The organism is Bradyrhizobium sp. Kon69, from assembly GCF_055807515.1.
The window spans coordinates 34,078-56,581 of sequence record NZ_JBVVOS010000039.1 but is presented as its reverse complement, the minus strand read 5'-3'; the positions used below and the strand labels follow the sequence as shown (position 1 = coordinate 56,581).

Here is a 22,504-nt window from a genome sequence, read left to right as displayed (position 1 = left end):
CACTTATTGCTGTCCATAAGCGCTGTTACACAGCACTCACCTTAACCTGACAAGGCGGCCGTCACCGGAGGGAGACGTCTTAATGCTAAGCAGGCTTGCGGTTTCGACGTGATTTGGGTGGAAATCGCCGCGATGAACGGTGTGGGCCTGAAATAGAAGGTCAGCAAATAGAAGCGCGTAAACCCTTCCACCGCGGCACGTTGCCAGGTGGACCGGCGCGCTCTGGTGGCCGCTATTGCCTTCGCCTTCCACAGCATCCCCCGAGACTTTCGCTCGATCATACAGACGATACCGTCGTGCGTAGCTCCGCAAAGCAACACTCTTGCCCGGGATTAAACGAGAATAATCGCCGAGTTGCACCCGGGATGGCGCCCGCATCAGCCTAATAGCCGCCCTCTCATGCAGGACCTCCTCGCAGATCGAGGCACGCGCAACAACATTCCCCGACACGCCTCACTAAGGCAACCAGCCTATGCGTGGTTGCGCCCCATAGGATCGTTTCCTGATACAAATGTGGTTTGGCCGCGCCACATGTATAACGGAGCGACGGATCTAATTTAATTCGTCACCGACCGTGTGCTCGTCGCCCGCTGCGCACATCCCCCTGGACTCTCCAAGATGATCTGCGGGAAACAGCAGAGTACTTTACCGCCGCTCGACTTTACACCGACGCGGCGAGATCCGTTATGACCCGGCACTCACCTGCCCAAACAGAATTGCCGCTTCAGACGGCCCGAGCCCGACGATGCCCACGAAAGCTGCGGAAGGCATCGGAATAACCTGACGTGTCGGCCTCCAGAGATGCAAGCAATAGCGACTATTGTTCACATACTGCGAACGAGGAGGATGCAGCTGCATCACGCATTCCTCCTGATCCCAAAACAGATCTTTGACGAGGCACATTTCGTCCCAATTTGGAGAACGCCGTGGCGTCGACACTGAGACATGCTCCCATCCCGGACGGACGAAGCCGATGATCTTGAGTTGACAGCCACAAGGCCCCTGCACGTAGAAGAGACCGGAAGGACCAGATCCCGGTGCGGTGGCGAATCGGCCATCGCTTACGCGCCCCGCCTCGAGTCTTTCCGCAATTTGTTTCCTCACGCGTTCTCCTTGTTTCGACCGACAGAGTTGACTCCGGCACCACACGTGTCGTCCGACACTTCCATCGTGCGGCTGCTACTCGGCATGGCCCGTCCCAGATACTCCTGATCACCCGCACCAACTTACCTGGATGAAGAACATCGGTTCTGTCCGGAATCGTCCACCGAAGATTTCTGTTGTGGTTGGTCTTTCGACCGTAATTATCATTTGTATTTTCACGTCATGCGTGACTTGCTGCGAACTTGCCTGACTCACACGATCCGCGCAGACAATCTACGCCCGGTTTGGCTACGCAAGCTGCCAGCAGGAGCTTCCGCTCGCCTCTTCGCCTTAGCAAGTAACGTTATGGCGTTGAGCTAACAGTGTTGGTGCAAGATGCCACAATTCGACTGAAACGCTTCATAGCCAAAATGGCGGCGGAAGCCAATTCGCGTGGCATGATCCGGGGATCCGCTAGTTTGTCACCCAAAGACACGTGGCCGGCTTCAGCAGATGATGCAAGGCGAGGCCGATGCTTCGACAGTTCGTCGAGCGAGAGGCTTGCAATTTCGCTCTTGCGACGATCTGACGGTGGGCTTCATCTCATTCCTTCTCATGTCCAGGGTTAGCCGGCTTGTCGCCTGAGACACCGTCAATGCGTCATCTATGTGGCCGACCAACCTTACTCACAATTGATTCACGGCCAGAGGCTCGGACGCGCGGACCGCACTTTTGAACAGCCTCGCTCATCGGCGTTACCGTATGAGGGCGTTTCGCAGTTCAACCCGAGAGCCGTCCCACGGAGAGGCTTCCGCGCCGCGATCGCGACGCATTGACCTTCGATGCAACGATCGCTCCGGCGGCGATCAGAACTGCCCGTCAACCCCATTTCTCTGCTGCCCCTCCGCGAGGCGGGCCAACTTATCATATTCCTCAGCGACCTTGAGGAGCCTGCATCTGGATGTGTCGTCCTCGAGCGACTCCGCTTTTACTCGCGTCGCTTCCGCACGCCCTCGCCAATGTTTGGCGTCGGAGAATGGCTTCTTCTGCTTCATGCAAAAGACGATGCAATATTTAGATCAAGAAAATGCGACACATGACCTACGTAAGATCCCGTAGGCTCGCTTTCGCAAACGCACCTCATTCGCCTTCATCTACCGTCCGCTCTGTCGATGTCTGAGATGCGACCAAGCCACTCGCAATAGGCCCAAGCGAGTCGAGTAATCTTCACTACGGTCTTCTCAGTTGAGAACGCCCACTTGAAAACATCGCGCCAACGCAAAATGATAATGGAGATTGGATTCGCGTCAGGTCCCCGTGCCAAATGGCCGACTCTCAACATAAGGGCTTGAATCGGACGTAGCGTCAGATTGTAAGGTCTTCATGCCGCTGGCGAGCGCGCCTAGCCGTACAACAGCTTCCGGGCGACAAAATTGGGAATGTGTGATTTGGAGCTCAGATTTGAGAACGCCCGCGGCGGCCCCAAACGCCTCAGTTGAGGCGGCCTCGGCGACTCGCTGCAAGATCTCGGGAACCGGCAGAACTGGTTTCTAAGATCGAACAGCATCGCCGCGTGGCGATTGCCCGATTTGAGATATTGCTCACGGCGGAGGTCGCCGTCCGGAGATCAGCGCCTTGCTGCTCAGAGTGGAATGAAAGTTGGAGAACGGCTTTAGCAAGTGGCCGGATGAGCCGGCGCTTCGTGAAGCCGCGGTCAAGATCGCGACTGAGAGCCCTTTGCCGGATGCGCTCGACGATCGTCTCTCAGCGTTCATGTGCCGATGCTCGCCGTGATCCGTCCGACGTCGGTTCCAGAAGCGCACCGAGGCGGCGCGATCGAAGGCATTGTCGCCAGAGATGCGTCAACTGGTCGCTCACGCCGGAACCCCTTCGGGTGCCTGGGCGGCCTCCGGGCTGGTCTCGATCGTGGTTTTCGTTTCGCGGACAGGCGACACGGCCTTCGGAGTATCAATGCTTCTGCAGCAACGGCTACCAAGTAGTCGTTCAAGTGATGACCACGTAGCGCGCGAGCTCTGACCTCAAGGGAACTCTCGATCTATGCTCTGCCCGAAATGTCATACAGAAAGCTGGTGCGAGGTCGCAATGCACGATCCCTGGACTGGCCGACCAGTGATCACCTGCAATGCTTGTGGTGAGCATGCCGAGTACGATTGCCTCCAGCGCAAAACGGCGCACGAGATCATCGCTGCTACGTTGGCCTGTAACGTGAGCGGAGAGGAGCAGCCCGACCCGCGGGCGGCGGCTGATAGGATTTTGGATGCGCTAGAGAATGCCGGCCTAACAATCGCTCGCGCCTCAAGATGAGTGGCGGGAACGCCGATCGGCGCCCCCTACGAAGGCCTTGGCGGCCCATCAGAGAGGATGGCCAACTACGCTGCTCGTTCCATGAGACGTCTGATTGCCTCCAGAACCGTCGTCTTTCGCTTCGGCCGATCTGAAGTTGCAGATCCCAATAGCAACTCTCTGGTACCAACCACGATTGTAGCAAACACGCCAATCTGGACCCAAGCCGCGATACTCAACGGGACCAGGGCTGAGCACCGCTTGGTGGCCTTTCCAAACGTATGACGGCCAGGCAGATCTTCCCACAGGTATCGAACCCTCAATGATCGATGACCTGACGTGCCTTTCGAGGTCGATAGCTCAAACTTGTCGAGAACGGCGAAGTCACTGTTGGTGCCCAGAATTCGGCTCACACGAGAATAGCGCGCTCCCGTTTAATCTTGGTTCCTATTCCGCCCGGCCGCCGCGGCTCCACAAAGTCCCGGGAACAGTGAGAGCGGAAGCTCGGCTGGATAGGCCGAAGCCAATTCGCACACACGCGAGAGAGAGCCTTCTCGCCATGGACGATTGATTCCGGCGGCGAGGCAGCTCCTATCCCATGGACGTTCCAAGAACTTCAGGGACTCGCTGGTCACTCGTCGTCTAGCGATGAGCAGCCTCACAGCTCGGCGTCGCTATGCGCGCACAACTCAGCGGACCTGAGCTGCGCGATTCCGCAGACCACGAATATCGAAAGCCAGCTGATCTGGTAAAGCGCCTGCCTCGCTTCGCGGCTGGCTGCCGGCGAACAAATACGAGTTTGACATATTCACGCGATTAGCCCCAGGGGGATTGAACCGCACGTAGCGTCAGATTGTAGAGTGCGCCGCTAGGTAGCATCAATCTTCGGCCGCTTCAGAATTCCTGTGGGCTAAAGCGGAGCGCGATCGCGTGCGATGAGAGGTCTTCTGCCAAAGCGGCTCGAGGATCGCGCTGAGTGCGAAGGACGCTATTTCTGTTCTGTCAACGAAACTGGCCGAGCCGTATGAAGACACCATCGCTCACATGTAAGAAGGACCAATCCACCATTGGAGGCTTCGAAAGACTTTTGCGGGCACCGAGTGCCCAACGAGCCGCCGGGAGATTGTGCGCTGTCCCGGAGCGGTAATGTGAGAAGACCCGATAAATCCAACAGGGTCTTGCTCGTCGATCACTGTGAGGGCCAATGCCGGGCCATTGTCGGCTTCAAGAATGGCGATCCTGGAACGGCGTATATGTGCGGCGAACCCGTTGTGAGGGGACCGCGCCAAAAGCTGTCATCATGGTGCGCTTATCACCATGCCCGAATGCACGTCATGCCATGGTCGGACGGACGCGGCGTCCTTGAAAGAAAGCAGACTAGATGACCAAGAGGAGCGCGCGCAGCTGCTGGCCTTCGGCAGCGCCTATTGCGGCAGCAAGAGAGCTGCCGGTACTCCGCGAGCTGGATCTGCTCCACATGCAGGCCCGACAATTGCCCCAAGGCCGAGCGCCGCTCTAGGCAATGAGACCTGACGAACGAGTGTTGAGAGCTCATGTGAGCGCCTCGGAAAGGAAATGATGTGCAAGTCTAGACCCGCGAGCGACCGAAGATTTCGGCCTTGATTGAGCGCAACGCGGCGTTCGAACTCAATAAGCGGGCGATCCACTTCGAGGGTGTGCCTCTAAGCTTACGCTGCTTTTGTCGCATTCGAGCAGGCGGCGCGTGGTTAAATGGCCCAGCTCGACGTCCTTCGCGCGCAGCTCATCCCAACTCTTTCTCGGAGGGGCTGCAAATCAAGTGCGATAATTGAGATAGAACGCGATTGATCCGTCACTCCGGGTGGTTTCCCCGAAAGCGGGCTCAAGAACCGGGACCTTGCCGCCGTATCGATAACAGAAGGGGCGCTCGGGATCAGCTAACCGTTTCAATGACACCGGCTGCGCTCAAGCCGGCTTGTTCACGCACATCCGGTCTTCGCCTGTCCATAGTACCGCCGTCGTCCGCGCGCTACACGCACCATTATTGTCCACTCCGAGACGCACTCGCGCGCAATGAACCGCCAGATTGTTTCCGCAACTGTATTCGTCGTAGGGGGGCAGAGCACACGGCTAGTCGCGATAATCTCCCTTGAGGTTTGGTAAAGCAGGTGCACCTGCCTCATTCATGCATTTGCTATGAACTCAAACAGCACAGAGCCAATATGCGCGCCTTCACTTTTGCTTGCCCGATTGCCAACATGATTGTTCAGAAATGGATCGATAATGATAAGGGCTGCGCGACAGAGAGCGAATTTCTAGGCTTTGTTGGCCCGGTTTGCTCGCAGTTGCACTGGATGAACAGCAAGACTGGTAAGCTCTCAGGTAAGGACAAGAAATGAGGGAAACTCCCTGGCTTGACGCGCGAGCTGAGCACCGAGCGACTGTGGGAGCTTCACGGCCAAACGGTCTGCTTACCCCTTAGCTGCGCCGCAATGGTCGCACCTAAACGATAGAGAAGCGCCTGACGAAGGCCAGACGAGATCTGCCGGACTACAAACTTTCGTATAGTCCTTCAAAACCCTTTCGCCGTGGAAGGTTTACCTCAGTACAGTTGAGCAATCGGCGCAATGCCTGTAGAGGGTCCACACTTCGGCAGATCGAGAGCGTGACGCTTCCGCATTGGAAGAGCCAGACGCGATTGACGTCGTCGATCGGGGAACGACATTAACCTGCGCAGAGAGATGACTTGTTAAACCACGAGAGCAAACGGCGGGTCGCTCTGATCACCGGCGTGACCGGCCAGGACGGCGCCTATCTCGCCGAATACCTGCTGTCGCTCGGCTATGTCGTGCACGGCATCAAGCGGCGTTCGTCCTCGTTCAACACCGCGCGGGTCGATCATCTCTACCAGGACCCTCATGTCGGCAACGTGCCGTTCCTGATGCACTACGGCGACATGACGGACTCGAGCAATCTGATCCGCCTGGTGCAGCAGATCCGGCCGACCGAGATCTACAATCTCGCCGCCCAGAGCCACGTCGCCGTCAGCTTCGAGAGCCCGGAATACACGGCCAATGCCGACGGCATCGGCGTACTCCGCCTGCTGGAAGCAATCCGCATCCTCGGCATGGAGAAGGAGACGCGGTTCTACCAGGCTTCGACCTCCGAGCTCTACGGCCTCGTCCAGGAGATCCCGCAGAAGGAGACCACGCCGTTCTATCCGCGCTCGCCCTACGGCGTGGCAAAACTCTACGGCTACTGGATCACGGTGAACTACCGCGAAGCCTATGGCATGTTTGCGAGCAACGGCATCCTGTTCAATCACGAGAGCCCGATCCGCGGTGAGACGTTTGTGACCCGCAAGATCACGCGCGCAGTCGCCCGTATCGAGGTCGGGCTGGAGGAGACGCTCTATCTCGGCAATCTCGAAGCCAAGCGCGACTGGGGCCATGCGCGCGACTATGTCGAGGGCATGCACAAGATCCTGCAGGCCGACAATCCCGACGATTTCGTGCTCGCCACCGGCGAGATGCACTCGGTGCGCGAGATGGTCGAGCTATCGTTCGCCCAGCTCGGCCGCCGCATTGCATGGCGCGGGGCAGGCGTCGAGGAGACCGGCGTGGACGAGACGAGCGGCAAGACGGTGGTGAAGATCGATCCGACCTATTTCCGCCCCACCGAGGTCGATCTCCTCGTCGGCGACGCCAGCAAGGCGCGCGAGGTGCTCGGCTGGACGCCGAAGCGGAGCTTTGCAGAGCTCGTCGCGGAGATGATGGCGAGCGACCTGGCGGACGCCAAACGGGATGGGGCCGGTGGCAAACGCACGGTTTGAGCTGAAGGGCAAAAGCGTCTACGTCGCGGGTCATCGCGGCATGGTCGGCAGTGCGGTTGTGCGCCGGCTCGCACGGGAGGACGTGAATCTCGTGACGGTGGACCGGCGCGAGGTCGATCTCTGCAATCAAGCGGCCGTGTTCGACTGGTTTGCGCGCGTGCGGCCACAGGTGATTTTCCTAGCCGCTGCCAAGGTCGGCGGCATCGTCGCCAACGCCACGCTGCGCGCCGAATTCATCTATGACAACATCGCGATTGCGGCGAACGTGATCCATGCCGCGCATCTGAGTGGCGCCGAGAAGCTGATGTTTCTCGGCTCCTCCTGCATCTATCCGAAGCTGGCTCCGCAGCCCTTGCGCGAGGACTCGGTGATGTCCGGTCCGCTGGAGCCCACCAACGAGCCCTATGCGATCGCCAAGATTGCCGGCATCAAGATGATCGAGGCCTATCGCGCGCAGTATGGATCCGACTTCATCAGCGTGATGCCGACCAATCTCTACGGCCCTGGCGACAATTATCATCCCGAGTATAGCCACGTGGTCGCCGCCCTGATCCGCCGCTTCCACGAGGCCAAGGTTTCTGGCGCGAAGAATGTCGTGGTCTGGGGCACCGGCACGCCGCGGCGCGAGTTCCTTTATGTCGACGACATGGCGGATGCCTGCGTGCACCTGATGAAGACCTATTCGAGTGCCGAGCTGATCAACATCGGCACCGGTGAGGACATCACTATCACCGAATTCGCGCGTGTCGTTGCCGAAATCGTCGGCTACCAGGGCGAAATCAGTTTCGATACCTCGCGTCCCGACGGCACACCGCGCAAGCTGCTCGATGTCGGCCGTCTCGACAAACTCGGCTGGCGCGCGAGAACATGGCTTGCAGATGGAATGCGGCAGACCTACGAGACCTTCTTGTCGCTATCGGCTACATCGGGACAAACGGAGTAATCATGCGCTGCTAGCCGCTGACGGGGCTCATTGTCCGTCCAGAAAGTTGCTTTAGGATACTCCCGGAGAATTCGACAGGGCTCCACGCTTTGCTTGGAGCTCGCGCGCCTGCTGGTGACGCAGGCCCGATGGAGGGCAGGCACGGCTAGCTTGGCCGATACTAGCGAGTGAATTGGTCAGGCGCGCCTTCCGGCCCGCTCTGTGTTGAACTTGAGGTAAACTGATTAGCATGTGCGGAATTGTTGGCATCTTGGGGCGCGGTCCGGTCGCGGATCGACTCATCGATTCACTAAAACGGCTGGAGTATCGCGGCTACGACTCAGCAGGCATCGGAACGCTCAAAGGAAATCATATCGAACTTCGACGCGCCGAGGGGAAGCTGCGGAACCTTGAGACGCGCGTTCGCTGCCATCCACCCTCAGGCCATGTCGGGATCGGGCACACGCGCTGGGCTACTCACGGCAAGCCGACCGAGCACAATGCTCATCCGCATGCAACGGACAATGTTGCGGTCGTCCATAACGGCATAATCGAGAATTTCCGCGAGCTGCGCGCGGAGCTGAAACAGCATGGCGCTTGTTTCGCCTCTGAAACAGACACGGAGGTGGTGGCACATCTCATCGACTCTTATCTGAAGAATGGCTGCTCGCCGCAGGAGGCAGTAAAAGCGTCGCTGCCACGGCTAGTGGGCCCGTTTGCGCTTGCAATCCTGTTCAAGGGTCGACACGACCTCATGATCGGTGCGCGCAAGGGCTCACCACTCGCGATCGGGCATGGCGAAGGCGAAATGTATCTCGGATCGGATGCTATCGCGCTCGCGCCCCTTACCGACTCGATCACCTACCTTGAGGATGGCGATTGGGCTGTGCTCAACCGCAACTTCAGCGTGGTCTACGACGCACAAGGCACAGTCGTCCGCCGGGATGTGGTGAACTCTGGCGCGTCGTCGGCTCTCGTCGATAAAGCGAACTACCGGCACTTCATGGCGAAGGAAATCCACGAACAGCCAGAGGTGATCGGGCATACGCTTGCCCATTACGTCGATAGTGCCACCGAGAGCGTGGTACTGCCGCAGGAGCTTCCGTTCGATTTCAATGAGATCGGACATATCTCGGTCACGGCTTGCGGTACGGCCGGCTACGCCGGCCACATCGCCAAATACTGGTTCGAGCGGCTGGCTCGTATTCCGGTCGAGCTCGATGTCGCCTCCGAATTTCGCTATCGTGAGGCGCCGATGCGCAAGGGAGATCTTGCTATCTTCATCTCGCAGTCCGGCGAGACGGCCGATACGCTGGCTGCGCTCCGCTATGCCAAATCGCAAGGTCTGCATACCCTCTCGATCGTGAACGTACTGAGTTCGACCATTGCGCGCGAAAGCGGGACAGTATTGCAGATACTCGCGGGGCCCGAAATTGGCGTTGCCTCGACCAAGGCGTTCACATGCCAGCTGGTCGTCCTGGCGGCGCTTGCGGTCGCTGCGGGTGAGGCGCGCGGTGAATTGTCGGAGAGCGCCAGCATCGATCTTGTACGCGAGCTGATCGAACTTCCTCGGCTAATTAGCGCGGCGCTTGCCAGCGAGCCACAGATCGAGAAGCTCGCACGCGACATCAGCAAATCGCGTGACGTGCTATATCTTGGTCGCGGCACGTCGTTTCCACTGGCCCTGGAAGGGGCACTCAAGCTTAAGGAGATTTCCTATATTCACGCCGAGGGCTATGCGGCCGGAGAGCTCAAGCACGGCCCGATCGCCTTGGTCGACGAGAGTGTTCCCGTAATCGTCATCGCTCCTTCCGACCGGGTGTTCGAAAAGACCCTCTCGAACATGCAGGAGGTCGCCGCACGCGGTGGCAAGATTATCTTGATAACGGACGTCAGGGGAGCCGCAGAGGTGTCCATGGATTCGCTCGCGACCATTGTGCTGCCGGAGATGGGTGCGACATTTACCTCGATAGTCTATGCGATTCCGGTGCAGCTCCTGGCCTACCACACGGCCATCCTCATGGGCACGGACGTCGACCAACCCCGAAACCTCGCGAAATCGGTAACCGTCGAATAAGGCAAGGTGATGCGACCTGGTCCCATCTCGTCCTTCCCCCCTTTTACTGCATATCGGTGCGCTCGATGAGAACTTCGGCTAGGCCACAGACAACAAGCCTGTCACCGAAACCGCTCCGAGGCTTCAGTAGCTTGAGAGTCACTCCTGCTGCACGAGCGGAATAACGAGCGAAATTGTGAGAGTTTGGCGGCAATTGCCGAAAATATGCCGGAAACGTCAGGCGCTTACGGCTTGGTCGATAGTGCCCTGATGGCCGATTCGCGGCCATGAAACTGCACGCGGCTGCCGTGAGATTTTCTCCGGAAGCGGCCATTTCAAAATCGAGAGGAAACTCGCATGTCACCAGCGCCCATTGCGCACGCCTCAAATGCCAAATCGCGCATTGGCGCCATATTACGTGCCACGAGCGGCAACTTCCTCGAGCAGTTCGACTTCTTCTTGTTCGGGTTCTACGCCAGTGCGATCGGAAACGCGTTCTTTCCATCAGGAAGCGAAACCGCTTCACTGCTTAACACCTTCGGTGTGTTCTGGTTGGGTGCCTTGATGCGACCTGTTGGTGCGATCGTGCTTGGAGCCTATATTGATCAGATTGGCCGTCGGCAAGGCCTGATCATCACGCTTTCGATCATGGCCATTGGCACCATCATCATCGCCTTTTGTCCGGGCTATGCGACGATCGGCATTGCCGCACCTGCGATCGTGCTGTTCGGACGGCTGTTGCAGGGCTTTTCTGCCGGCGTTGAGGTTGGTGGTGTTTCCGTTTACCTCTCCGAGATTGCCACTCCGGGCAACCGCGGCTTTTACACATCTTTCCAGTCCTCGAGCCAGCAGGTTGCGATCTTTGTCGCGGCTCTTATCGGATATTTTTTGAGCGAAGCACTTCCGGCCGAAATGGTTGCCGCTTGGGGCTGGCGGATCCCCTTCTTCCTTGGCTGCTTGATCGTACCGCTTATCTTCTTCCTGCGCCGGACGCTTGAGGAAACTCCGGAGTTTCTGGTCATGAAGAACCACCCAACGGCCCGCGAGGTCTTTGCCTCCACAGTTGCGAACTGGCGCATCGTCATTCTCGGCATGATGATCGCGATGCTGACGACCACGACATTCTATTTCGTGACGGTGTACACGCCTACGTTCGGCAGGCACGTATTGCAGTTGTCCTCGCAGAACACGCTCTTGGTGACGCTTTTGGTCGCGGTGACGAACTTCATCTGGAACCCAATTGGCGGCGCGATTTCCGACAGAATCGGCCGGAAACCGGTCCTGCTGACCATTGCCGGCGTTGCCTTGGTGACTGCATATCCAGCGTTGTCTTGGCTTGTAACGGACCCAAGCTTTGGCAAGATGCTGATCGTTGAGATGATGTTCTCGTTCTACTTTGGCACCTATAGCGGCGCCATGTTGGGCGCTCTGGTCGAAATCGTGCCGAAGCACATTCGCACAACTTGCTTTTCTTTGGCGTTCGCACTCGCCGCGGCTCTGTTTGGCACGTTTACGCCGCTTGCATCGACCTGGCTGATCGACCGGACAGATGACAAGGCGTCGCCCGGTTTCTGGTTGATGTTTGCGGCTTTGCTCGGCATTATCGCCGCGCTCACGATTTATCCAGGAAACACCAAGAGAGTTGCGAAAGCCGTTGCGACCCGAGCGGCCTAACCCGGCGGCAAGCGCGCAATTTACCACGCGTTAGCACGCGCGCCCGCGGGACGTTGGGGGCCCAAGGCTGAACTGAAGTTGGTGCGCGACTATCCCTGCGGTGATTTTCACGATGGTGCGCGGCCGTTCTGCCGATCACCGTTCTTCCTATGTGATCTGGGGCAGTATAGGGACGAGCTGGCGGTGATGTTGACCGGGAAAGGCTGAGCTTATCAGCCAACCTCGGTTCCGTCCTGTGGTCGGACGGTGCGCTGCCCGCACTTGCAGTCGCGTGAAACACGGCGGATTTCGCGCGAGGACTGGGATCCCTCGCGCGAGCTCCACGCTCTGATATTCTGTGCGGCCGCCACAAAACTCGAACGCGCACATCGTCGGGCTGCGTGAATTCCCCAGCGGACTGGTCGTCTCGCAGGTACGCGACAAACGTTAGCGTAGCGGGCCGTCTTGTGTCCTGGTCCGATACCGACCTCTCGGCGCTCGGATACGCAGGTTGAAGGCTCACCTTCTTGTCGCATCTGGCGGGGAGTGGTCGAGAAGTTTGGTCGTGCCTGTACAACGAGCGATGGGCCAATGCGTAACCAGACCCAGGCTGTTGCTCGCTGCGCTCGATCAGCCGTGACTTCACGCACCGCGTGCTTGCGCAGATGAGGCGAGCTGTGCGAGCTCCGTTTCGAGCATAGGGTTGCGCTTGAACATAGCGTCGATCAATGCTTGCGCCGGCTGCTCGGCCGCCTCCACCCACGTCGCTTTCTCCGCTCGCGCGGAGGGCGCGAAAACACGTTTGACGACGGTCGGCGAACCCCTCAGACCGCAATTGGTCATGTCATCCACGCCGGCGCTTTGGGCGCTCCATTTCACGATTGCGGTACGGGCGGCACGCAAAGCATCTGTCATTGCGCCGCGACGAATTTGATTTGTTGCCTCTAACATGCTGACGAGACACGGCAGCTTCGAACGCAACACCTGGACGCCTCCTTCGCAGCGTCGTTCGGCCTCGATGGTGCGTAGCTTGAAGTCTAACGCTTTGATTGTGGAAACATAAGTAAGCTGCTGGACTCCGAGCCGCCTTGCAATGCCAGGTCCCACCTGCGCCGTATCGCCGTCGATCGTCTGCTTGCCAGTGAATATGACGTCCGGTGGGCCATATTCTCTCTCGATGTTGCGAATCGCGCAGGCCAACGCGTAACTCGTCGCCAGCGTATCGGAGCCCGCGAAGCTACGGTCGGTGAGCAAGACAGCGCGATCGGCACCAAATGTTAGTGCCTTTCGGAGAGATTCTTCGGCCGACGGTGGCCCCATTGTCAGGACGGTGATTTCGCCGCCGAATTTATCTCTTAGCTCGAGCGCAGCTTCCAGTGCAAAGAGATCATATGGGTTGATGATTGTAGGCACACCCTGGCGCATAATCGTATTCGTAACAGGGTGCACGCGGATTTGCGCGGAGTCGGGGACCTGTTTGATGCAGACGATGCTGTGCATGTACTTCTCCTAAATGCCGAGCCGACTGCCGATGCAGCAAATGTCATACCACCCCGGGCATTCCGGCAACTAGAACGCAATGCGATGAATGACGCCTGACGTCGAGCTGGTTGTCGCAACTGCGACAGTTTGCGCACGGGCGTCATCTCAAGCTGATCTGAGTCACGGGCAGCAACGGAACCGCAGTGATCACGCGCCGGTTCGACGCCAATCCATTTTCAGGACGAGCACGCCGCGAACAGAAGATGACGAGGCTGGCCGATGCGAAGACGCCCTACGCTTCGCCGGCGAGGGAATCCCAACCGAAGGCATGAGGCTAGTATCCTCGTCATGCATCCGAGCTGGCGACCGCCCTTTCCACGCTTTCCTATCTCAGTCGGCCGAGCGAGAGAGAGGAGCGAGCCCGACGCTTTGTTCAGAAGCGTTTGATCTCGATGCCGTGTCTTCGCAAGGCATAGCCAATCTGGCGCGGGGTCAGTCCAAGCAGGCGCGCCGCCTTCGCCTGTACCCACCCGGATCTTTCCATGGCTGCGATCACGCGCTCGCGATCGGTGACTTTCGCGGCCCCCACGACGGGGCGCCCAGGCGGCCCTAGCGGTGTCAGCTCGCTGCTCACCGGCTGAACGGGTGTCGCGGCTTCCGTTGCCGGCGTGCTCAGCCTCGCGCGCGGTGCGATTGTCGGGCGCGGCTGTCGCGCCATTTCCGCCGGTCCACACTTCCATAGCAAGGCCGACAGGCATTGCCCGTGGCAGCACGCAAAGTCATCTCTTACGATCGACGATCCTAGCGCTAGCGTCGCGGTCCGCTGCACGCAGTTTTCGAGCTCACGGACGTTGCCGGGAAATCCGCAATTCATGAGGACCTCAATCGCACTTGAATCGAATACCAGGGCACGGCCGTTCTCATTGTTGAAGTTCTTCAAAAAACGAGCGGCGAGAAGCGGAATATCAGTGCGTCTTTCGCGCAGCGGCGGCAATAGCAGAGGAACCACGCTGATGCGGTAATAGAGATCGGCACGAAACTCGTTCCTGGCCACCGCCTCTTCAAGATTCTTGTTCGTGGCCGCAATCACGCGGACGTCGACTTTGATCGTCTGATTGCCGCCCACCCGCTCGAATTCCTGCTCCTGAAGCACGCGCAGGAGCTTCGCCTGGAACGAGCCCGAGATCTCTCCAATCTCATCCAGAAACAACGTTCCCTTGTCGGCGATCTCGAAGCGCCCCTTGCGCGCGTTGAATGCGCCCGTAAACGCCCCCTTCTCGTGTCCGAACAATTCGGATTCCAGCACCGTCTCTGTGAGGGCTGCGCAATTCAGCTTGATAAAGGGGCGTTTGGCGCGCGCTGAACACTCGTGAATAGCCTTCGCGACCAGCTCTTTGCCGGTACCCGATTCGCCACGCAACAAAACCGTGCTATTCGATTTTGAGATCACCTCGATCTTGTCAAGTAGCGCGCGCAGCGCCGGGCTGTCGCCGATAATTCCCTCGACTTGGACCTTCTTACGGTCCCGCCCTTGAGGCTTGAGCTCGGAGAGTTGCTTCTGCAGCCGGAACTCCTCGTCCATAAGGCGCCCGCGATCGCGCACAAACGAGCAATGCAGCTTGGTCGTCTGGCCCAGCAGGCTGGCGACCATCGTCAGAAGGCCGAGGTCGTCCTCGAGCTGCGCACGCGTCCCATTGTCCGCGATGCGGTCGATGCTCAGCGTACCCACAACTTTGCCGTCAACGTCTATGGGAACGCCGATGAACGCAACACGCGTCTGACCGCCGGCATTTAGTATATCGACCTCCAAAGAACTGAAGGCCGAATGCAGCGCTACATTCTCCACGATGAGCGGCTGCCCCGACGCGACGATTTGATCGATTGCTCCTTGCGGCAAGCGCACCCGGCAGCGCGCATCGCGGTCTTCGCTCCTGCCGTCCTCTACGATGATCTCCGGCCCGCCGTCATGCTCGAACAGACATACGATGCCGCGCCGCATCCGCACGAGCGATCCTAGGCGCTCGATGACGGTCGCCAGCTTAGCCTCGAGCCGACATAGGCCAGTGAGCGTGTGCGCTATTTCAACAATCGTGCTTAGCGATTTCTCTTGCGACCGCACAATACAAGCGGAAGCGTCCGCGTCGGAGGTTGAGTTTGGCTTGTCGCGCAGGGAAATGCTGTCTAGCATGACGACTTCTCCGTTCCTTTCTCTATCCTCCCCATCGGACTTGTTGGATTCGTGTTGCATGCCGATCTGACATCTAGTTCTCAGGGCGGGACGAGAGATTACCCCTCTTCATGGCACGTCGGCAGCACTTAGAGTGACTAGGTTTGCCGCTTTTTTCTTTCCAACTCGCTGCGCGGATTCACCCCAACCAACATGACTTCCAGCGATGAAGCTCAGAACAGCCGGGGCTCCTTAGGGGCGGATTGTACTATAAGTGTTGCCCGCCATTGATCGGCACTTCGGCGCCGGTGACATAACTTGCCGCATCGGAACATAGGAAGAAAATGACCTTGGCGACCTCTTCGGGTGTACCCACTCGGCGGAGTGGGATCTTTGGCACAAGATGCGCTTCCGTGTCAGGCGACAAAATGTCCGTCTTGATTTCGCCGGGCGCGATCGCATTGACGCGAATGCCATGTGCGGCGTAATCGTGCGCCATTTCGCGCGTGAGACAAGCGAGCGCAGCTTTCGAAGTCGCATATGCCGAGCCTGCAAATGGATGCACCCGCGAGCCGGCGATCGAGGTCACGTTGACGATCGAGCCTGACGCCCTTTTTAATTCGTCGAACAGGCCTTGAGCGAGTAGGATCGGTGCCACCAGATTGAGGTGGAACACGCTCATCCAGGTGTCGACTGAGGTCGCCAGCGATGTCAGCCTGGTACCGTTTGCAGCTTTTGGTGAGTTTCCGGCATTGTTTACCAGTCCGTGCAACGGTGCGCCAGCTAGGCGCTCCTTGATCTCGGCAATCACGCGCGGCAGCATCCGATGATCGCCCAGGTCGACTTCGATAAAGCTGTCGCCCTCTGAGTCTGATGGACGACGCGCCGCGTCCAATGGTTGGCGCGCGCAAGAAATGATGCGCCAACCGGCTTTCGAAAACAATTTTCCGGTGGCGCGACCGATACCGCGCGATGCCCCGGTCAATACCAGCGTCTTTCGCTCACGCAGCGGGCGGCCCGCTCGATCGGCGTGAATTGGACCGCTAGGGTCCGTTTCCGACGATTGAGGTACGACCGCTTTGTCATCTGGTAGATCTAGATTCACACGCGGCTCCCTTCCGCTCCCATCGGCTGTGCACCTGGTGCAGGATCCGGGCCAAAGCGACGCAGGTCATAAGGGGCGCACTTTTGCGACAAATGGCAGGTTCTGAACATCTGGCCTGTTTGCTTTTCGACAACAGCAACGCCGCGTCAAGCGCCCGGGCGCGTTGACCGCGTCGCACTCCAGGCGTGGTCTGTGGCTCATTCGAGCTGGCGGAGATAGTTTAGCTGCCTTGTGCGGAGATCAGGATCGATGGCCAGTTCGTTCAAATTCCTCGGTTGGACGCGCCGCCGCAGATGCGGCTCTGGTTCGATATCTATGGGCTGGGGCTCGTGCCGTTGATCAGCTGCGGTCGAAAGTATTTCGCAACCAGCGCATGAACAAGGCCGTCGTCCAGAAGACGAGCTGACCGCGAAAGGATTAACGCAGAAACGGCGATACGTCTACGCTGACGCGCGTCCTTGCTGCTGGGACATTCTGACGTGACCGTCTGCTACGTCAGATTTCCTCAGCGGCCCGGACCACCATCGCCATCCGATTCACCGCCTGGCCAGCGATGGCGGTTAGGGCCCGGTGATGACAGGACGATCATCTTTTCCGCGCCAGTCGACTTACACGTGGCTGGCCGACGCACTGCGGGACAAGGCCCCGAGGCTCGCCGGCATTGGCCGACGCTTCGCCAGACGTTCGCCGTACCAGCCGCATTGCATCCCGGATAGTGCGCGGGTCAGCGCGCTCGCCTGCGGACAGAACTCGCCATCAACCGCTTCTGCGACACGTTGCGAAACCCGATGCTGTGGAAGCCAGCAGTATCAGGCCGACGATCTAGGCGACGATTGCTCAGGTTCAGATTCGCGGCACCTCATGAAGCCGCGAAATGCTCGTATGGATTATCGACCAGGGTCAACTGCTCCGGATTGCTCAGATCGAATTCAATAATGCGTGGCACGAGCAGACGGGCATAGCGCGTAAAGGCGCTGGTGGGGGGAAAGCGGATCACGGTGGCGCATCGCGCAAGAAGATACATGTCGATGAGCGCGGAAGCTCCACCTTCAATTCCCATTTCCGCACTATGCAACGGCCCTGCCAGATCGGCCTGGAACCGTTTTGGTACGGCGAAGATATCGGGAAACAGACCCGATATGTGATCGAGCACCTGTGCGCTATCCGTGCACAGGAAGATCTTAACAGGCTTTGGATATGGCAAAGCCATGGCTTTACGGATTGCCATGCAGACCTGACGAAGAGCGAGCTCCGAATCGGCCCAGTACGGAGCATGCCCCATGATATCTTCGCCATTGCCGTGCCGAACATGAACGCCGATGATACTATGGCCGCTAAAGTGTTGCTCATACAAGTCCTCGATCCGCGCTCGAATCTCAGACCTGAGTTTGATGTTTCGGAAGATCAGTCGTTCGGCTTCCTCACCACAACGCCACATCAGGCAAGCGTCACAGACAATGGTGTTGGCCTCGTTATCGTCTCCTGCTTGGAACAGCTCAGTCAGTTCGTCACGTTCTCGGAAGATCTGCTCGTCCGGACGATTGATACAGTCGATCGATGGCCTATTCCACCACGGCGGGAAGAACGGGCCGGGAAACGAGAGCTGGTTGAGCCTGTCATCGCAAATCACCGGCACGCCAGCGATCTCCTCAACCGGCTCGAAGAACACCGGAAAGGCGTTGCTGAACGGTTGGCCGACATAACAGGAACCGCGCCAGTCAATAACGAGCGTTCGCCCGGTCCGCTGCGCATACGACCAGGCTGATGCCAACGACCAGAGGCAATCACCAAAGCCGGTGCGCCTCCGAGAAACAACAAAGCGTTCCTTCGTCACGTTATCAAACCCTTCTCGTTGCGCGAGTGTGGCGCACCAACTCATCTGCGATGCCGATCCACGCCGGGCGCTGGTCACCTGGACGCAAGTCACCCAACCCGCAAACTCATTCTGCACGGCACTGCGATTGGCAGGTCATGCTAGAGGTGTCACATTACGCACCTTTTACGACGGCCCAGTCTGTGACGGATGCAGCCGAATACGACGCTGATCCCACAGCCCGCGCAGTTCGTTCAGGAGAGCTTCGCGCCTGGTCCTGTCAGAGGTGACCCTGGCGAGAAGATCGGCCAGAACAGCTTCCTTCTCGATTTGCATCAGCATGTCGAATAGGTCATGCGAGACGCGTACGCTGTCATGGCTGGAGTGACCCATGCGGATCTCGCAGATTGTCTCCTGGCGGTCTCGGCCCGCATGAGCGCGAACCCGGTAAAGAGATACATGGGGCGGCAGTGATACAGCGAGCGCGGTCCAATTTTCGAGCGTTGTTGCCCGCTTTTTGATGAGGAATGACCCGACCACAAGGCCATCCAGCTCGGTCGACAAAAACGCCGTAATCGCATCGGCAACGGAATCTACGATCGGTTCGGCATTATTGTTGAACGACGTATTAAGCAGAATCGGGACACCCGTTCGAGCTTTGAACGCATTGATAAGTTCCCAATAGTCGGCATTGCTCGTGCGGGACACCGTTTGCAGCCGAGCCGTACCATCGATATGCGTGATCGCGCCCAGCAATGCACGCATGGATTCGCGCACGCGCACGACGAAATTCATGAAGGGATATTCTGCGCGACCATCTGGCAACTCAAAGAACGCGTCCGCATCCTCCTCGAGAACCGATGGCGCAAACGGTCGATAACTCTCGCGCTTCTTGACCATCGCATTGATCCGGTCCTTGTTTGCCGCGGGCCTCGGGTCCGCAAGAATGCTGCGGTTGCCGAGCGCACGAGGTCCGAACTCGGACCGGCCCTGTACCCACCCGATCACGGCGCCATCAGCGATCCACTCGGCTGCTCTGGCTGCGACATCAGCGGTCCGTTCAATCTCGAGGTGTCCGGCCCATCCCTTCAGTTCCTGTTCAATGCTGTCGTCGCTGCCGACATCGGGCCCCCAATAAACCGCCTGTAGTCGCTCGCGGGGCGGAGCCTGCCCGGCCTCGTTCGATACCATCAGCGCCGCACCCAATGCGCATCCGGCATCATGCGAGGCCGGCTGGACAAAAATGTCTTCGAACAGGCCTGAGTACAGCAGTTTTCCGTTTAGCGTGCAGTTGTGGGCCACCCCGCCAGCCAGGCACAACCGTTTCATTCCGGTCTGCTCACGATAATGCCGAAGAATGTGAAAGACGATCCGCTCCAGCGCCTCCTGCAACGAAGCGCTCACATCTCGGTGCTGTTGCGTGAACGGCATTCCCTTTCGCCGGACCTCGATATTGCGCAGCAATGCCGGGCCGATACGGTCAAGGTGAACGCGGTAGGCACCGTTGGGGGAGAGCTCATAAAATTGGGAGAAAAGCTCGCGATAGCGAGCGGGATCTCCATAAGGAGCCAATCCCATGACCTTATATTCGTCGAACAGGCCGTAGCCGAGGTATCGGATCGTTTCCAGATAGAACAGTCCGAGAGAGTTGGTCTCTGGAAACGTCATGAGCTCGGTCATTTCGGTGCCCGACCCCACCGCCAACAGACCCGAGAGGAAGTCGCCACAGCCGTCGATCGCGAGAACCAGACTCTCTTCAAAGCCGGACATTGCCAAAGCGCTTACGGCATGGGCCTGATGATGGCCTACGAATGACACCCGCGAAGGGTCAACTTGGGTACCGAACTCTGCCGCGAGAAGGTGCCGCAACAGGAGATTCGCATCCAGCGGAATTGAGATCTCAGGCTGTGAGATAAACAACCGTTCGAGCATCGAATTGCAGTAGGCTTCAGTCGCGTAGAACGCAATACGATCGACGTCGCGAAGCTCCACGCCTGCGGCTGCTAGACAGTATTCTATCGCACTACTCGGAAGCTTGTTTGAATGTTTGATTCGGTTGAGACGCTCCTCTTCGACGGCAGCGATCACGCGACCATCCTTGACGAGCACCGCGGCGCCGTCGTGCAGAAACGTGTTCGGTAGTTGCAGGGGGTTTTCATAGACCCTGTCAAGCCCGCCACTCAATCCTAGACACAGCATGTTGTTCTCCGTTCATTCTGAGAGGTCTGTTGACCTATTTCGTATCGCTCGCTTGGCGAGTAGGCCGCACGTCGCCGCGGGGCCGCAGTCATCGCCAACGAAACGAGGCTCATATAAGCGTCGGCCGCGACTCGAACATTCGTTACGTCCGGTATCTGATCTCGCACGCGCGACGCTTCGCTTTAGGTCTTATTCCTCTTACCGCATCAGGCGTTGCCGAAGCAGCGCGGCCGAGACGATGAAGGGCAACGCTGCGCAGATGCAAAGTGCGCCCACATGCAAACCGACGCTGTCGACCGGCCGACCGAGCATTGCTGGACGAATGAGATCGACCGAATGTGTCAGGGGCAACAAGGCCGCTATGCGTTGAAATGAACCCGGTAACTGGCTGATTGGGAAGATCGCGCCACTCAGATACATCATGGGGGTGAGGATAAGTGATTGGTAGAAGATGAAATAGTCGTGGCTCGGTGCAAGAGCTGAAACGACCATTGCGAGGCTCGCGAAAGCAACGCCAGTGAGGGCGATGGCTGGTAACGCATAGGGAATGGACGACCACTCTGCATACCCCAGCGCGACGGCAACAATCGTGATCGCCGTCCCGGCGAGCAAGGCCTTGCTCGCTGCCCACGCCACTTCACCTAGAACAATGTCGCCGAGCGTAAGAGGCGTACAGAGCACCGCCTCCCACGTGCAACCTGTCTGCATGCGAGCGTAAGCCCCATAGATGGTTTCAAAGGTTGAGGAGACCATTGCGCTTGTGGCGACCATCCCAGCTGCCAGAAACGAGATGTATGAAGTCCCCTCAACGCCACCTACGATCATTCCAAGGCCAAAACCAAGACCGAACAGAGAGCTCATCGGCTCGGCCAGATTCCCAAGAATCGATGCCAGAGCGACTTTCCGCCAGACCAGAAAGTTGCGGCGCCATACCGCAATCCAGTTCCATGGATTAGCAGGAAGCGCGGGCGCAAAACGTTGCCACATCGTTCAGTCCTTCATCTCTCGCCCGGTTAGCCGCAAGAAGACATCCTCCAGATTTGGAGGACGCTGCAGAAGGCGGAGATCCGTACGGCTGGCAAGTCGGCGACGCACCTGCTCGGGATCCGTGACATAGCAGAACAGTGTCTCCCCGCTCACCTCGGCGTGCTGCACTGTGGTTCTGACCAGCGGCAGCAGCTCATGGGGATTACCACCGTAGATCTCGATCACCTGGCAGCCGATCTGCTGCTCGATCAGGACATGAGGCTGCCCTTCCGCGATTTTGCGGCCGTGCTCAAGCACGCACAGGCGATCGCACAATCGCTCCGCCTCTTCCATGAAATGGGTGGTCAGAAGGATCGTTTTGCCGCGCGCTAATAGCCAGCGCAAGCGTTCCCAGATGAGATGCCGGCCGTGCGGATCGAGGCCAGTCGTCGGCTCGTCAAGCACCAAGAGCTGCGGGTCGTTAATGAGGGCACGTGCCAGCGTCAGTCGCCGCTTCATGCCGCCGGACAGTTCCGCGACGCGCGCGTCCGCCTTGTTCTCCAGGCGGGCGAATTCGAGCAGTGACGGAGTCACCGTTTTGACCTCTGTCGCGCTCATGCCGAAGTAGCGACCGAAAACGAGCAAGTTTTCGCGCACGGTGAGCTGAAGATCGAGGTTATCGAACTGTGGGACAACCCCGATGCCCCGACGCGCCAAGGGCGCACGTGCCGGCACCGGCTCGCCAAGCACGTGGATCTTACCTGCGTCGGGCGATGCAACACCCAGGATCAATCGCGCAAGCGTGCTTTTACCCGCGCCGTTTGGTCCCAGCAGACCGAAGCACTCTCCGGGCGAGACCGTAAACGAAAGAGCGTCCACGACGGTCCGGTCCTTGTAGGACTTGCTCACCTCAAAAAGGTCGATTGCCGGGGTTGACATTTGC

General features: G+C 58.6%; 13 protein-coding genes and 1 pseudogene. 5 read left to right on the top strand and 9 right to left on the bottom strand.

Annotated elements, in window-relative coordinates; all coding sequences use genetic code 11:
* Positions 1-75: 75 nt before the first annotated feature.
* Positions 76-257, bottom strand: a pseudogene (locus tag AC0L3U_RS34955) (hypothetical protein); the annotation flags it as partial.
* 427 nt (positions 258-684) lie between these two features.
* Positions 685-1,008 (bottom strand): DUF7694 domain-containing protein, encoded by a 324-nt coding sequence (locus AC0L3U_RS34950; RefSeq protein ID WP_445432988.1) that lies wholly within the window; start codon positions 1,006-1,008, stop codon positions 685-687.
* Between the two features lie 4,580 nt (positions 1,009-5,588).
* Between AC0L3U_RS34950 and AC0L3U_RS34945 the strand changes: the two genes are divergently transcribed.
* The 5 genes from AC0L3U_RS34945 to tcuC all read left to right on the top strand — a co-directional run bounded on the left by AC0L3U_RS34945 (position 5,589) and on the right by tcuC (position 11,850).
* The gene (locus tag AC0L3U_RS34945) at positions 5,589-5,765 is read left to right on the top strand and encodes a hypothetical protein (protein WP_259219167.1); all 177 of its coding nucleotides are present in this window, start codon (positions 5,589-5,591) and stop codon (positions 5,763-5,765) included.
* 347 nt (positions 5,766-6,112) lie between these two features.
* Positions 6,113-7,198, top strand: a complete 1,086-nt coding sequence (gmd, locus tag AC0L3U_RS34940) for a GDP-mannose 4,6-dehydratase (RefSeq protein WP_259219166.1) — start codon at positions 6,113-6,115, stop codon at positions 7,196-7,198.
* Positions 7,179-8,141 (top strand): GDP-L-fucose synthase, encoded by a 963-nt coding sequence (gene fcl / locus AC0L3U_RS34935; RefSeq protein ID WP_374762391.1) that lies wholly within the window; start codon positions 7,179-7,181, stop codon positions 8,139-8,141. Before gmd ends, fcl begins: the two co-directional genes overlap by 20 nt.
* A 229-nt stretch (positions 8,142-8,370) precedes the next feature.
* A complete protein-coding gene (gene glmS, locus AC0L3U_RS34930) occupies positions 8,371-10,197 on the top strand; it encodes a glutamine--fructose-6-phosphate transaminase (isomerizing) (protein WP_473364724.1) in 1,827 nt (608 codons plus the stop codon).
* A gap of 336 nt (positions 10,198-10,533) precedes the next feature.
* Positions 10,534-11,850 (top strand): MFS transporter, encoded by a 1,317-nt coding sequence (gene tcuC, locus AC0L3U_RS34925; protein WP_259219164.1) that lies wholly within the window; start codon positions 10,534-10,536, stop codon positions 11,848-11,850.
* Between the two features lie 621 nt (positions 11,851-12,471).
* On the opposite strand, the gene AC0L3U_RS34920 is transcribed toward tcuC, so the two are convergent.
* From AC0L3U_RS34920 to nodI, 7 genes are all read right to left on the bottom strand, one after another.
* A complete protein-coding gene (locus AC0L3U_RS34920; RefSeq protein ID WP_204513574.1) occupies positions 12,472-13,329 on the bottom strand; it encodes an electron transfer flavoprotein subunit beta/FixA family protein in 858 nt (285 codons plus the stop codon).
* 415 nt (positions 13,330-13,744) lie between these two features.
* A complete protein-coding gene (gene nifA, locus AC0L3U_RS34915) occupies positions 13,745-15,499 on the bottom strand; it encodes a nif-specific transcriptional activator NifA (protein ID WP_456652754.1) in 1,755 nt (584 codons plus the stop codon).
* Between the two features lie 247 nt (positions 15,500-15,746).
* Positions 15,747-16,583: an SDR family NAD(P)-dependent oxidoreductase gene (locus tag AC0L3U_RS34910; protein WP_374762390.1), complete on the bottom strand. Its 837-nt coding sequence runs from the start codon at positions 16,581-16,583 to the stop codon at positions 15,747-15,749.
* A gap of 859 nt (positions 16,584-17,442) precedes the next feature.
* Positions 17,443-18,462, bottom strand: a complete 1,020-nt coding sequence (locus AC0L3U_RS34905) for a nodulation protein NodZ (protein ID WP_259219360.1) — start codon at positions 18,460-18,462, stop codon at positions 17,443-17,445.
* Positions 18,463-18,582: 120 nt separating this feature from the next.
* Positions 18,583-20,595: a carbamoyltransferase family protein gene (locus AC0L3U_RS34900; RefSeq protein ID WP_259219163.1), complete on the bottom strand. Its 2,013-nt coding sequence runs from the start codon at positions 20,593-20,595 to the stop codon at positions 18,583-18,585.
* A 198-nt stretch (positions 20,596-20,793) separates the two neighbouring features.
* Positions 20,794-21,582, bottom strand: coding sequence for an ABC transporter permease (locus AC0L3U_RS34895; RefSeq protein WP_204513569.1), 789 nt, complete (start codon positions 21,580-21,582; stop codon positions 20,794-20,796).
* A 3-nt stretch (positions 21,583-21,585) separates the two neighbouring features.
* Positions 21,586-22,500: a nodulation factor ABC transporter ATP-binding protein NodI gene (nodI, locus tag AC0L3U_RS34890; RefSeq protein WP_259219162.1), complete on the bottom strand. Its 915-nt coding sequence runs from the start codon at positions 22,498-22,500 to the stop codon at positions 21,586-21,588.
* Between the last annotated feature and the right edge of the window lie 4 nt (positions 22,501-22,504).